Annotated in this window: 12 protein-coding genes; 6 read left to right on the top strand and 6 right to left on the bottom strand. The window is 68.8% G+C overall.

Annotation, left to right across the window (positions count from 1 at the left end):
• The 3 genes from ON43_RS24760 to ON43_RS24750 all read right to left on the bottom strand — a co-directional run.
• A partial coding sequence (locus tag ON43_RS24760; protein WP_040811188.1) for a serine/threonine-protein kinase occupies nt 1-1160 on the bottom strand: 1160 nt, incomplete at its 3' end.
• 56 nt (nt 1161-1216) lie between these two features.
• A complete protein-coding gene (locus tag ON43_RS24755) occupies nt 1217-1903 on the bottom strand; it encodes a response regulator (protein WP_086008012.1) in 687 nt (228 codons plus the stop codon).
• Entirely contained in the window at nt 1900-3240 is a 1341-nt protein-coding gene (locus ON43_RS24750) for a sensor histidine kinase (RefSeq protein WP_051179126.1), read from the bottom strand. The genes ON43_RS24755 and ON43_RS24750 overlap by 4 nt, the downstream gene beginning before the upstream one ends.
• Nucleotides 3241-3426: 186 nt before the next feature.
• Here ON43_RS24750 and ON43_RS24745 point away from each other — a divergent pair, with 186 nt between their 5' ends.
• From ON43_RS24745 to ON43_RS24725, 5 genes are all read left to right on the top strand, one after another.
• Complete coding sequence (locus tag ON43_RS24745) at nt 3427-3759, top strand: hypothetical protein (RefSeq protein WP_040811135.1); 333 nt, start codon at nt 3427-3429, stop codon at nt 3757-3759.
• 40 nt (nt 3760-3799) lie between these two features.
• Nucleotides 3800-4573 (top strand): ABC transporter ATP-binding protein, encoded by a 774-nt coding sequence (locus ON43_RS24740; RefSeq protein ID WP_083913689.1) that lies wholly within the window; start codon nt 3800-3802, stop codon nt 4571-4573.
• A complete protein-coding gene (locus tag ON43_RS24735; RefSeq protein ID WP_040811134.1) occupies nt 4570-7065 on the top strand; it encodes an FtsX-like permease family protein in 2496 nt (831 codons plus the stop codon). Before ON43_RS24740 ends, ON43_RS24735 begins: the two co-directional genes overlap by 4 nt.
• Before the next feature lie 79 nt (nt 7066-7144).
• Nucleotides 7145-8659: an Asp-tRNA(Asn)/Glu-tRNA(Gln) amidotransferase subunit GatB gene (gene gatB / locus ON43_RS24730; RefSeq protein ID WP_040811181.1), complete on the top strand. Its 1515-nt coding sequence runs from the start codon at nt 7145-7147 to the stop codon at nt 8657-8659.
• A 43-nt stretch (nt 8660-8702) separates the two neighbouring features.
• Nucleotides 8703-9518, top strand: a complete 816-nt coding sequence (locus ON43_RS24725; protein ID WP_040811133.1) for a MerR family transcriptional regulator — start codon at nt 8703-8705, stop codon at nt 9516-9518.
• Nucleotides 9519-9599: 81 nt separating this feature from the next.
• On the opposite strand, the gene ON43_RS24720 is transcribed toward ON43_RS24725, so the two are convergent.
• Entirely contained in the window at nt 9600-10745 is a 1146-nt protein-coding gene (locus tag ON43_RS24720) for a PQQ-dependent sugar dehydrogenase (protein WP_040811132.1), read from the bottom strand.
• A 135-nt stretch (nt 10746-10880) separates the two neighbouring features.
• On the opposite strand from ON43_RS24720, the gene ON43_RS24715 reads away from it, so the two are divergent.
• On the top strand, nt 10881-11786 hold the full coding sequence (locus ON43_RS24715; protein WP_040811131.1) for a DoxX family protein: 906 nt from the start codon (nt 10881-10883) through the stop codon (nt 11784-11786).
• A 59-nt stretch (nt 11787-11845) separates the two neighbouring features.
• On the opposite strand, the gene ON43_RS24710 is transcribed toward ON43_RS24715, so the two are convergent.
• Both ON43_RS24710 and ilvD read right to left on the bottom strand, forming a co-directional pair.
• Complete coding sequence (locus ON43_RS24710) at nt 11846-12145, bottom strand: hypothetical protein (protein WP_040811129.1); 300 nt, start codon at nt 12143-12145, stop codon at nt 11846-11848.
• A gap of 17 nt (nt 12146-12162) precedes the next feature.
• Nucleotides 12163-14004 carry a dihydroxy-acid dehydratase gene (ilvD, locus tag ON43_RS24705; RefSeq protein ID WP_040811128.1) on the bottom strand — a complete coding sequence of 614 codons (1842 nt, stop codon included), beginning with the start codon at nt 14002-14004 and terminating at the stop codon, nt 12163-12165.
• Nucleotides 14005-14062 lie beyond the last annotated feature (58 nt).

The following is a 14062-nucleotide window of genomic DNA, read 5'->3' as shown; positions in this document are numbered from 1 at the left end:
CCGGTCGGCGTGGTCAGGCGCGGAGTCGGTTGCCGCACAGTCGGATCGGAATTCCGACCGGTCGGCTGGCCCGAGGGCGCGGCCGCGGAACCGCCCGGCATGACCGTCGTGCGCGGCCCGAAGGAATCACCGGCCGGCAGCACCGTGGTCGGCGGCGCACCCACCGCCGGAACCGGAGGCGCACCCGCGGCGGGACCCGACGGCACACCCGCGAGACCCTGCGGCGGGTCCATCCGGCGGCCCGCCGGCATACCGACCGGCGGACCCGGCGGTACGGTCCGGCCCGGCCGCGGCTGCCCGGGCGGCGTGGACGGCGGCGCGAACTGCCCGCCCGCCAGCGCCATTCGTGCGGCACGGGCGAATTCGCCCGCCGTGAAGAACCGGGCGTTCGGATCCTTCGCCATCGCCTTGGCCACCACGGCATCCAGCTGCGGCGGAATCCCGGCGCGCAGCAGGCTCGTCGCGGGCGGCGGCTCCGAGAGATGCGCGCGCACCAGCACACTCATGTTGTGCGCCGGGAACGGCTTATCGCCGGTGAGGCATTCGTGCAGCACACAGGCCAGCGCGTAGATGTCGGCGCGCCCGGTGACCGGACCCGCGTCGAAGCGTTCGGGAGCCATGTAGGCGTAGGAGCCGATGGCCGTGCCGGTCAGGGTGAGGGTGGAGTCGCCCTCGGCCCGCGCGATGCCGAAATCGGCGAGATATGCGAAATCCGCATCGGTGACAAGGATGTTCGCGGGTTTGACGTCCCGGTGCACCAGGCCCGAGTAGTGCGCCGCGTCCAGCGCGGCCGCGACCTGCTCGATGATCGCCATGGCGCGCAGCGGCGGCAGCGACCCCAGCTCGTCCAGCAGCGAGCGCAGATCGCGCCCGAGCACCAGCCGCATATCGATGTAGAGCACACCGTCGATCTCGCCCCAGTCGTGGATGGGGATGATGTGCGGTTCGGCCAGCCGGGCGGCCGCTTGCGATTCGCGGCGGAAACGTTCCTGGTAGGCCGGATCTTTCGCGAGTTCGGACGGCAGCAGTTTGAGCGCGACGACGCGATCCTTGGAGGTGTCGTAGGCCTCGTAGACCTCTCCCATACCGCCCCTGCCCAGCAGCGAGCGCAACTCGTACGGCCCGAACCTGCTTCCGGCCCGCGATGGCGGTGCATCCACCCCGTCAAACCTCCAACTCTCGGGAGGGAAGCAGACGAGAACCCGCGACCCACCCTCTACGAGGTGGATTCTCCCGGTGCCACTACGCCGTGGTCAAACGCAAAGACGATGGCCGCCGCGCGGTCGCGTAACCCAAGCTTCCCGAAGATATGTCCCACGTGGCTCTTCACCGTTACTTCCGAGATACCCAATGTGCTCGCGATCTCAGCGTTGAGGCGGCCGCGGCCGATGAGTTCGAGCACCTCGAGCTCGCGAACGGTCAGCTCCGACAGGCGATTGCCGCTGGCCGCGGGCGTGGGACGCGCCGAACGGTAGGTCGTCAGGACACGCGGGGTGACGGTCGGGTCCAGCCACGAGCCGCCGCCCGCGACCGTGCGCACCGCGCGGATCAGATCCTCGGCGGGGGAGTCCTTGAGAATGAAGCCCGCCGCGCCCGCGCGCAGCGCGCCCGAGAGCAGCTGGTCATCGTCGAAGGTGGTGAGCACCAGCACCGGGGGCGCGTCGGCGGCGGTGCGCAGGGTCCGGGTGGCCTCGATGCCGCCGATCCGCTTCATGCGCAGATCCATCAGCACCACATCGGGCCGATGCGCGCCGACCGCGGCGGGCACCTCGTCGCCGTCCGCGCACTCGCTGACGAGGAAACCATCGCGGCGGCGCAGGATTCGGCGCAGACCGCCGCGCACCAGCTCCTGATCGTCGACGACGAGGACACCGATCAACTCCTCGTCCGAACGGTCGATCACACACCCTCCTGCTGTGGCTTGTGGCTCATGGTGGTCAGCACCGTGCGCAGGCTCTGCTCGGCGGCGGCGAGACAGGGGAACTGGCCGGTGGTCGGAATGCGGGCGCGGACCTGCCAGCGCTCGTCCTCGACGCCCGCGGTGAGGCTGCCGCCGAGCACGGCCAGGCGCTGGCGCATACCGGTGATGCCCATGCCGCGCCCGGGCCGCGAGACCACGCCGGTGGGCAGGGTGTTGGTCACCGCCAGGTCGATGTACCTGGCGTGCAATACCATTCGCACCTCCGCCTCTGCTCCGGGCGCGTGCTTGGCGATATTGGCCAGTGACTCCTGGCAGACCCGATACACCGCCAGACCGAGTCCGGCCGAGATCTGCGTCGGGTCGCCCGTCGATCGGAAATCGATGGTCATGCCCGCGCGCACGAAATCCGTGACGAGATCCGGGATGTCGTCCAGGCCCGGCTCGGGGCGTGCCGACGCGGGATGACCGTCGAGCAGGCCGACTGTGCGGCGGATGTCGGCCATGGCCTGGCGGCCCAGCCGTTCGGCATCGGTGAGCGCGTCCACGGCCTCGTCGACATCCTGATCGGTGGTGAGCGCGTGCCGGGCGGCGGTCACGTGCAGCAGGGTGATGCTCAGCGAGTGCGCGATGACGTCGTGCACCTCGCGCGCGATGCGCCGACGCTCCTCACCGGCCGCCTGCAGGGCGCGAATGTGCTGATAGTCGCGCTCCTGATACAGATACCGGCGCTGGTAGTTGAGGAGCTGGCCGGTGAACCAGCCGAAGAGGATGCCCAGCGCGAACCACGGGAACGCCACGCCCTCCGCATGCCCGATGACCCGGAAGAACAGCAGCTCGGCGAACGCGGCCAGCCCTACCACCGTGCCGAAGGCGGTGCGCGTGATGGCGGCGACCTCGCCGGTGATGATGATCAGCACCAGCGGCGCGAGATCGAATGTCACCGGCTGCGTCTCGAACAGCAGCACCGCCGTCATGGCCAGCGTGACGAGCAGCGCCGGGCGGGGCGGGAAGTTCAGGACCACGCAGGGCGGTCCGGTCATGATGATGATGACCAGCGCGGCCAACGCCAGGCCACCGGGAGAGTAGCCGGCCGCCACGCGCTGCCCGAAGGAGATCAGACCGATGGTGATCATCATCAGATCGACCAGCACCACCATCGCCACCGGATAGTCGAACCCGGTGTTCTCCACCCAGCGCCGGTATTCCTCGACCGGATTGCGCAGGAAACCGCGGGCCCGGACGCCACTCTCCGAAAGCCACTCCCGTAACTCCTGCCGCACCTGCCCGATTGCCTCAGGGGTGGCGCTGGTCACGTTCATTCTGCAAGGCTATCCGTCGAATCAGACGGCGTACATCGTTCGGTGGCAGGGGCTGGTCTCCTACCGGAGTAGGAGGACAAGTCGCGTCCGCGGCACGAAGACAGGACCTCGGCACGATCGTAGTTTTGGGACAACGGCATCAGCGCCCGCACACAAGGCAGGGGCGCGCTAAGAAAGGCTGAGGCCATGTCCTGGGCTGATTTCCACGCTCGTACCGACATCCTGCACGCCGTCCTCGACCGGGCGGCCCGAAATCCCGCCGATCCCAACATTTTCGACGGTCTACCCGACCTGGTTCGGCTGTTCGGCGGCCCGAACGGAGTGCTGCTCGCGCTGCGCAACCGCTGGGAGAACCATCTGAACGTGAAACTGGAACACGCACTGGCACAAGGCAAATCGGTGACCCAGGTCTGGCAGGAACTCGCCACCGAGCAACCGGCGCTGCGCGCGATTCTCGACACCTACGACACCGACCGCCTGTATTTGCGCCGTCCACATGCGCGAGCGCTGGCCAGCTGATATTACTCGCTGGTAACGATCTCGAGGGGAACAGAGGCCCATGCTGGAATTAACCGACGTCACCAAGGAATACCGGGTGGGCGAGCAGTCCGTGCGCGCCCTGGACGGGATCAGCCTGCGCATCGACGCGGGCGAGTTCACCGCCATCGTGGGGCCCTCCGGCTCGGGCAAGAGCACCCTGCTGCATCTGCTCGGCGCACTGGACTCCCCGGATTCCGGCTCGATTCGATTCCAGGACAAGGAGATCGGCGACCTCGACGATGACCGCCAGTCCGAATTCCGGCGGCACCAGGTCGGTTTCGTCTTCCAGTTCTTCAATCTGCTGCCCACGCTGACCGCCTGGGAGAACGTCGCCATCCCGAAACTGCTGGACGGCACCGGATTGCGCAAGGCCAAGCCGCGGGCGCTGGAGCTGCTCGACCTGGTCGGGCTCGGCCAGCGCGCCGAGCACCGGCCCGCCGAGCTCTCCGGCGGCCAGATGCAGCGGGTCGCGGTGGCGCGCGCGCTCATCATGGACCCGCCGCTCATCCTGGCCGACGAGCCCACCGGCAACCTGGATTCCAAGACCGGCGCCTCGATCCTGCAGCTGCTCGCCGACATCACCAAGGAGGGCAACTCCGTGGTGATGGTGACCCATGACATGGGCGCGGTGCGGTACTGCGATCGCGTGATCAACCTGCGCGACGGGCTGATCGGGTCCATCGACCGGGTGGAGCGCGCCGACGACGGCGAGGTCCGCACCGTTCCCGAGGGCCTGACCGCCTCCATCGCCGCCCCCGACGCCGCCGATGACGCCGGGGCGGTGCGCGCATGATCCGTGCGGGATGGGATCGGCTGCGGCTGTTCAATATCGGTGAACTGCTCGCGCACCGCGGCCGCACCACCATGGCCATGATCGTCATGGGAGTCTCGGCGGGTCTGCTGGTTTCGGTGTTCAGCATCTCCGGCTCGATCACCGGATCGGTGGACAAGCTCACCCACAGCCTCGGCGGCAAGGCCGCGCTGGAGATCAGCGGCGTCACCGACGCCGGCTTCGATCAGTCACTGCTGCAACAGATCCGCGCCGTTTCCGGGGTCGGCACGGCGGTGCCCATGCTGCGGCAGTCGATCGGCGCCGACGAGAACCGGGCGCTGCTGATCGGCGCGGATCAGTCGGTGTCCCAGCTCGGCAGCGACCTCGACGGCCCGCTGAAAGAGCAGGCGGCCAAGCTGCTCACGGTCTCGAACGGCGTCCTGGTGGGCGCGGGCATGGGGCATCACGAGGGCGACAAGTTCCAGCTGGGCTCGGTGACGGCCACCGTCGCGGGCGTCATCGACGATCCGGCCGCGGCCAAGATCAACGGCGGCCATATCGCGATCGCGCTGCTGCCGGTGGCGCAGAAGATCAGTGACCGGGTCGGCCGCCTGGATTCGGTGCAGATCATCGCGGCACCGAATACCGATGTGGACCAACTGCGTTCGGAGCTCACCAAGGTGGTCGCGGGCCGTGCCGTCGTCGCGGATCCGGATCTGCGCACCGCGCAGGCGGGCGGCGCGGTGCTGCTGGTGCGGTACTCGACGCTGGCCTCCTCGGCGGCCGCGCTCATCGTGTCGTCGTTCCTCATCTACAACGCCATGAGCATGGCCGTGGCGCAACGCCGTCCGACGCTGTCGCTGCTGCGCGCGATGGGCGGCAAACGCGGACCCATGGTGCGCGACCTGCTCGCCGAGGCGGCACTGCTCGGCCTGTTCGGCGGCCTCATCGGCGCGGTTCTCGGAATCTTCATGGGCCGCAGCGCGATCCATCAGCTGCCGGCCGCCATCGTCAACTCCGTCGAGTCCCGCACCGAATACGAGGTGCCCGGATACGCGGTGCCGGTGGCGGTCCTGGCGTGCGTGCTGGCCAGCGTGCTGGCGGCGGGCATCGCCGCGCGACAGGTGTACAAGGTGGCGCCCATCGAGGCGCTGGCCCCGATCGGCGTCGGCTCGGCCGACACGGTGCGGCCGCTGTTGCGCTGGAGCGCAGGGGTTCTCGGTCTGGCCATCGTGATCGGCGCGGTGGTGCTCGCCAAATCCGATCTGGGGCGGCTGTCCATCGGATCGATCTCGATGGCCATCGCGGGCGCGGTGGTGCTGTGCTTCGCCGCCACCGATCCCATCGTGCGGGCGGTCGCCGGGGTGGCGCGCCTGTTCGGTGCGCCGGGCGCGCTGGGCGCGACCACCATCGAGCGGGCCCCGCGCCGGGTCTGGGCGACCGTCATGACGGTCATGATCGGCGTGACCGCGATCGTGGCCATCGGCAATGCCAGCCGCAATATGGTCACCGCCGCCACCGACAGCTTCGAGGGTCTGGCCCGCACCGACGTGTTCGTCAGCCCGACCGCCATGGAACAGTTCCCGACCGGACCGCTGCTGCCGGCGGACCTCAAGGAGAAGCTGCGCAATGTCCCCGGCGTCGGCGGAATCGGTTCGGCCCAAATGGCTTTCGCGACCCTCGGCCGCGGCCGGGTGATGCTGCAGGCCTACGAGGGCGGCGTCGCGCGCACCACCGCGCTCGACAGCGTGAGCCAGGCCGATCAGGCGCGCATGGCCGCGGGCCAGGGCGTCGTCATCTCCCGCGATGTGGCGCGCTCGCTGGGCGTGCACGAGGGCTCGGATCTGACCCTGCCCACGCCGACGGGTGAGCATCACGTCCAGGTGCTGCGGGTGGTGCCGTACTTCTCGGCCATCGCGGGCGTGGTCGTGCTCGATCTGAACATCATGCGCGAGTGGTTCCAGCGGCCCGGCGAAACCATCGTCGGCATCGACTTCGCGCCGGGCGCGGACCACAACCAGGTCATGGCCGCCATCCGCGCCGCCGTCCCCGCCGACATCCACGTCAGCACGGGACGCGATGCGGTGACCGCGATTTCCTCGAGCGTGCGCCAGGGCACCTCGATCAGCGCCGCGATTCTCTGGATCACCGTGCTGGTCTCGGCCGTCGCTCTGCTCAACACCCTGATGCTCTCGGTCCTGGACCGCCGCCGCGAACTCGGCGTCCTGCGCGCCATGGGCACCAGCCGCCGCTTCCTGCTGCGCACCGTTCTCACCGAGGCCGCGGGCATCGGCGTGACCGGCGCTCTGCTGGGACTCGGGGTCGGCTCGGCCGTGCACTATCTGGGCACCTTCGCCCTCGGCCACGCCATCGGCCTGGACATCGCCTATCACCCCAGTCCACTGCTGGTGGCGTACGCGTTCATCGCCCTCGCGCTGTCCCTGCTCGGGGCCGTTCCGCCCGCCTTGCGTGCGGCCCGGCTGCCGATCGTGGAGGCCATCGCCATCGACTGATCGCGCCCGGCCGTTGCTCGACAGTCCCGGTCCGACCGTCGTTGAGGCGGTCGGACCGGTCACTAATAGGATGGTGCGCATGAGCGCAGCGACCGTGGACTTGATGGACTACTCCGATGTCGTCGACCGGTACGACCCGGTGCTCGGCATGGAGGTACACGTCGAGCTGGGCACCGCGACCAAGATGTTCTGCGGCTGCCCGACCGAATTCGGCGCCGAGCCCAACACCCAGGTGTGCCCGGTGTGCCTCGGGCTGCCGGGCTCGCTGCCGGTGGTGAACGAGAAGGCCGTCGAGTCCGCGATTCGCATCGGGCTGGCGCTGAACTGCACCATCACCCCGTGGGGCCGGTTCGCGCGGAAGAACTACTTCTACCCGGACCAGCCGAAGAACTACCAGATCAGCCAGTACGACGAGCCGATCGCGCAGAACGGCTACCTCGATGTGGTGCTCGACGACGGTGAGGTCTTCCGCGTCGAGATCGAGCGCGCCCACATGGAGGAGGACACCGGCAAGTCGCTGCACGTCGGTGGTGCGACCGGTCGCATCCACGGCGCCTCGCACTCGCTGCTCGACTACAACCGCGCGGGCGTGCCGCTCATCGAGATCGTCACCAAGCCCATCGAGGGTGCGGGCGAGCGCGCCCCCGAGGTGGCGCGCGCGTACGTGACCGCGCTGCGCGAGGTGCTCAAGTCGCTCGACGTCTCCGACGTGAAGATGGAGCAGGGTTCGATGCGCTGTGACGTCAACGTGTCGCTGATGCCCAAGGGCGCCAAGGAGTTCGGCACCCGCACCGAGACCAAGAACGTGAACTCGCTCAAGAGCGTCGAGGTCGCGGTGCGCTTCGAGATGCGTCGCCAGGCCGTGGTGCTGGCCAACGGCGGCTCGATCCTGATGGAGACCCGGCACTTCCACGAGACCGACGGCACCACCTCGTCCGGCCGGATCAAGGAGACCGCCGAGGACTACCGCTACTTCCCGGAGCCCGACCTCGAGCCCATCGCCCCCGACGCGGCCTGGGTCGAGGAGCTGCGCGGCACCATCCCCGAGTACCCGTGGCTGCGCCGTGCCCGCATCCAGGCCGACTGGAACCTCTCCGACGAGGTGTTCCGCGACCTGGTCAACGCCGGTGCGCTGGACCTGATCATCGCGACCGTCGACGCCGGCGCCTCGGTGGACGCGGCGCGCTCCTGGTGGGTCGCCTACCTGACCGAGAAGGCCAAGGAGCGCGAGGTCGCCCTCGAGGACCTGCCCATCACCCCGAAGCAGGTCGCCGAGGTGGCGGGTCTGGTCGAGGCCAAGACCATCAACAACAAGGTCGCCAAGCAGGTCGTCGACTTCGTCCTCGCCGGTGAGGGCGAGCCCGCGCAGATCGTCGAAACCAAGGGCCTCGGCATGGTTTCCGACGACTCGGCCCTGCAGTCCGAGGTCGAGAAGGCCCTCGCCGCCAACCCCGACATCGCCGAGAAGATCCGCTCCGGCAAGGTCCAGGCCGCCGGCAAGGTCGTCGGCGACGTCATGAAGGCCACCCGCGGCCAGGCCGACGCCGCCCGCGTCCGCGAATTGGTTTTGGCTGCTTGCGGTGTCGAGGGCTGAGCTTGACCCTCACACCGTGTGAGGTCCTAAACCTGGAGGAGTCATGTTCAGTATTGGAGACTTCGCCAGGTTCGGATCGGTATCCGTGCGGATGCTGCGCCACTACGACGAGATCGGACTGCTGCGGCCGTTCGAGGTCGATCCGTGTTCCGGCTATCGGTTCTATTCGGCCGATCAGCTCGCCCGGCTCAACCGCATCGTCGCGTTGAAGGATCTCGGCTTCACCTTGAATCAGGTGGCCGAGATGCTCGACGGTCAGCTGTCCGCGGAACGGTTGCACGGCATGCTGCAACTGCGTCGCGCACAGCTGGCCAATCAAGTGGCCGCGGACACCGCACGGCTGGCCAGCGTCGAGGCGAGGCTCCTGCGTATCGAAATGGAGGGCGTCATGCCCGAGCAGGAAATCATCGTGAAGCCGTTGTCCGCCACCCTCGTCGCCGAAATGAGTGATGTCGCGGCCGAATCCGGCGAGGCCGCGGTCGGCCCGATCATCGAGCGGCTGTATGCCCAGATGGCCAAGACGATTCCGGATTCCGGACTCGCCATCACCGGCGCGCCGATCGTGTATTACGAAGAGCTGGAAGAGGGTCTGCGCGTCCACGTCGCGCACCAGGTCGCGGGCACCCCCGCCCCCGGCCACCCCTTCAACCTGCTCCAGCTCCCCGAGGTCCCCAAGGCCGCCACCCTCGCCCATCGCGGCAAGCTCGTCGATCTGTGCGTGTCCTTCGAGGCCATGGGGCGCTGGGCCGACGAGAACGGCCACAAGCCCAACGCGCCCATCCGCGAGGTCTACCTCCAGGCCCCGGGCGATCCCACCTCCGAGGAGTGGGTCGTCGAACTCCAGATGCCGGTCGAGTAGGGCCGAAAGCCTGCCGGTCGAGGAGAGCCGAATGCACTGCGGCGCACAGCTTGTGCTGTGCGCCGCGGTGAAAGTCGGTGGCTAGTCCGCCTGGCTGCTCTGTCCCGCCGACGGCGGCGGGATGCGCACGACGCGGTCGTCGTACTGGTTGGGGTTGCCGTCGGGCTTGTTGACGGTGCCGACCCAGATATTGCCGTCGCCGCCGAGCGTCGCGCCGTCGAGGCGGCCGTACTTGTCCTGGGCCAGTACCGAAGGGGCCGCGGTCACGGCGTGCGTGTTCTTGTCGGCGGTGGCGATCGCCAGGCCGCGCTGGTTGGTCAGCGAGATGGCCACACCGTCGGAGGCGGCCGCGCACCCGGCGACGCCCGGGTGGTCGGGCCAGGTCCACGCCTTCACCGCGACCCCGTCCGGCCCGAGGCGCTGCAGCCGGTCCTCGGTGGCGGTGCGGTCGGTGAACCAGATGGAATCCTTGCCGTCGGTGCACACCCCGCCCGCCACGCCGATCCCGGACACCACCACGTCGGCGGTCGCGCCCGGCGCGGGGGAGTTGATGCTGAGCAGCTTGCCGGCCATCGAATTGGTGTCGGTGGCCAGCGACGGATTGCCCGCGTCGCCGGTGAGGATCAGCATGCGGTCGTGCAGGAAGTCGATGGAGCCGCGATTGCCGTTGATGCCCTTCGGGATTCCGGTCAGGATCGGCTTGGGCGCGCCGCCGTCGGAGGAGATGCGCACCACGCGGTTGTCGCTCGCGGTGGTGATGTAGGCGTAGATCAGCCCGTCCTCGCCGTAGGTGGGGGAGAGCGCGATCCCGGTGATCCCGCCGTCCCCGGCCGGATCGATGTCCAGCTTGGCGACCTCGATGGGCGCGGGCGGCTCACCCTCGTCGGTGGCGATCACCTTCAGGATCCGCCCGGTGGTGCGCTCGGCCACCAGCGCGCTGCCGCCGTCGGGCAGCGCCACCAGTCCGCCGGTGGTGTCCAGGCACGACACCACGACCGCGGTGTCGGGGTCCACGCAGGGCAGATCGGGTCGTTTGGCATTGCTGGGCGGGGTCTTCGGCGTGGTGGTGTTGGGTTCGGCGTCCTGCCAGGTGGGCTCGGGGGTGAACGGGCTCGAGGCCCGATCGTCGAAGCGCGCGCAACCGGAGAGCAGTAGCGCGCCGAGCGTCACGCCCAGCGCGACATTCCGCGCACCCACCCCGACCCGGCCACCGGCAACCAAACTCATGGTTGAGACGTTACGGAAAACCGGCCGTCGATGCTCGGACGGGGTGTCGCAATATCGTGCCGTGGCGCGAATCGGACTGTGGACACGCCCGCGTTCTGCTGTGTGTCGCGCCCTTCCGGCTAATACGCTGACCGCGTGACCGAAAAGCCGACCGATCCGTCCGCCGAGGCGGGCGCCGCCACGCCCGATACGCCGCGACCGACCGGTAGCCCGGTCCGCAGCCCCTTCGATTCGCCGACCGAGCAGTTCCCGTCGGTGTCGGGCATCCAGACCACCGAGAAACTCCCGACTTCCGGGAATCAGACCACCGAGAAGCTGCCGCGCACCGACGAGGAACTCGGCCTCGATCCGGAGGTTCCGCTCTACTCGCAGGTGAAGAACGCCATTCCGGGCGCGGCCAACAGCACCACCACCGAGCCGTCCCCGACCTACTCCTTCGCCAGTATCCCCCCGGCCCCGCCGGTCCCCGCCGAGGGCAACGGCCGCGTCCGCCGCCGCGACGACCGCCGCGGCACCCTGGACCTCGGACTCCTGTTGCTGCGCTTGGTCATCGGCGGCACGTTCGTCTACCACGGCCTGCAGAAGGCGGCGGGCTGGTTCCACGGTCCGGGCCTGGACGGCATCAAGACGGCGATGGAGAACGGCGGCTGGAAGCACGTCGACCTCGCCGCGCCCATGCTGATCGCCGGTGAGCTCGGCGGTGGCGTGCTGGTCGCGATCGGCCTGGCCACGCCGCTGGCCTCGGGCGCGCTGCTCGCGGTCATCCTCGACGCGTGGATGTGGAAGCAGGGCATGGTGCCCGGATTCCAGTACTCCGCCAAGGGGAATTCGGTCGAGCTGGAATCCATCCTGGTCGGATTGACCACGGTGTTGATCCTGACCGGCCCGGGCCGGTTGTCCCTGGACCGCAACCGCGGCTGGTCCTCGCGGCCGTTCATGGGCTCGCTGGCCGCCTTCGTGGCCGCGGTCGTCGCCGCGATCCTGACCTATATCTATCTGCACGGCGGCAACCCGCTGACGGGCATCGGCCCGTTCGACTGAGCTCGAAAGACAAAGCGGCCGGGGACGATTCGATCGTCCCCGGCCGCTTTTTCATGCCCTCAGTACTGGCGAGCCGTCCAGGATTCCCATTCCTGGAAGGTCTCCTGGTGCAGCTGGAGCACGCGGTTCGACTTGGTGTCGATCTCCTGCGAGAGCATCGCCTTGTGGCTGTTGCTCTGCACGATCTCCTCCGGCGTCATCATGAATTCCGTCGATTCCAGATGGCGTACTTCCGCGGCCAGCTCCTCGGCCTCGGCGAGCAGGGCCTTCGCCTCGGCGTTGCGAGCATCCGACCGTTCGAGCATGGCGGTGTACTCGGCAAGCATGGAGTCGGCCTTGCCGATGTATTCGATTGTCATTCCCTAGCTTTCTGGAGTTACGGCACGCGCCGGACGGCACCCTTGTCGGCGGAAGTGGCGAGCGCGGCGTAGGCGCGCAGCGCGGTGGTCACCGGGCGCTCGCGGTTCACCGGCTGCCAAGGCCGTTCGGACGCTTCCATTTTCACGCGGCGCTCGGCGAGAACCTCTTCGGGGACCAGCAATTCGAGCGCGCGGGTGTGCACGTCGATGCGGATGCGGTCACCGTTCTCGATGAGGCCGATGGCCCCGCCGTCGGCCGCCTCGGGGGACATGTGGCCGATGGACAGGCCCGAGGTGCCGCCGGAGAAGCGGCCGTCGGTGATGAGCGCGCAGACCTTGCCCAGGCCGACGCCCTTCAGGAACGAAGTGGGGTGCAGCATTTCCTGCATGCCCGGGCCGCCGCGGGGGCCCTCGTAGCGGACCACGACCACATCGCCGGGCTGGATCTCCTTGTTCAGGATCTTGGAGACCGCTTCCTCCTGGGACTCGACCACCACGGCCGGGCCCTCGAAGGTGAACAGTTCCTCGTCGATACCGGCGGTCTTGAGGATCGCGCCGTCCGGAGCGATGTTGCCGCGCAGCACGCACAGCCCGCCCTCGACGGTGTAGGCGTGCTCCTTGTCGCGGATGCAGCCGCCGACCGCGTCGGTGTCCAGCGAGGACCAGCGGTTATCGGTGGAGAACGGGACGGTGGTGCGGACACCGCCGGGCGCGGCGTGGAACAGCTCGATGGCCTCCTGAGAAGCCTTGCCGGAGCGGATATCCCAGGTGTCGAGCCACTCGTCGAAGGACGCGGTGTGCACGGTGGTCACATCGGTCTCGAGCAGCCCGGCGCGGCGCAGCTCGCCCAGGATGGCCGGAATGCCACCGGCGCGGTGCACGTCCTCCATGTGGTAGTCGGAGTTCGGCGACACCTTGGACAGGCACGGCACGCGACGCGAGATCTCGTCGATGGTCTGCAGATCGAACTCGACCTCACCCTCCTGCGCGGCGGCGAGGGTGTGCAGCACGGTGTTGGTGGAACCGCCCATGGCCACGTCCAGCGCCATGGCATTGCGGAAAGCCTTGGCATTGGCCACATTTCGCGGCAGCACCGAGGCGTCGTCGTCGCGGTACCAGCGGGTCGCGATATCGACGATGGTCCGCCCGGCCTGCTCGAACAGCGCCCGGCGCGCGGCGTGGGTGGCCAGCGTGGAGCCATTGCCCGGCAGTGCGAGACCCAGCGCCTCGGTGAGGCAGTTCATCGAGTTGGCGGTGAACATGCCGGAGCAGGAACCGCAGGTCGGGCACGCGGAGCGCTCGACCTCGGAGAGGCCGTCCTCGGAGACGTTCGGCGAGGCGCTCGCGGAGATGGCGGTGATCAGGTCGGTCGGGGCCTGGGCCACGCCGCCGACGACCACGGCCTTACCGGCCTCCATCGGGCCGCCGGAGACGAACACGGCCGGAATGTTCAGGCGCATGGCGGCATTCAGCATGCCGGGGGTGATCTTGTCGCAGTTGGAGATGCAGACCAGCGCGTCCGCGGTGTGCGCGTTGGCCATGTATTCCACGGAGTCCGCGATGATCTCGCGCGAGGGCAGCGAGTACAGCATGCCGCCGTGTCCCATGGCGATGCCGTCATCGACGGCGATGGTGTGGAATTCGCGCGGCACGCCACCGGCCGCGCGTACCGCCTCGGCCACGATCTCGCCGACGTCCTTCAGGTGCACGTGGCCGGGGACGAACTGGGTGTAGGAGTTCGCGATGGCGACGATCGGCTTCCCGAAATCGGAGTCCTCGAGGCCGGTCGCGCGCCAGAGGGCGCGAGCGCCCGCGGCATTGCGTCCGACGGTGGTGGTGCGTGAGCGAAGCGGTGGCATTGGTCAGGTCCTCGGTTCGTGTCGCAGTGGGCTGTTAAGCGACTGGCCGGAACAACGT

This window comes from Nocardia concava NBRC 100430, assembly GCF_000308815.1.
In the GTDB taxonomy this organism is placed as follows: domain Bacteria; phylum Actinomycetota; class Actinomycetes; order Mycobacteriales; family Mycobacteriaceae; genus Nocardia; species Nocardia concava.
The sequence above is the reverse complement of the archived record's forward strand: the minus strand, read 5'-3'. Positions and strand labels throughout refer to the sequence as shown.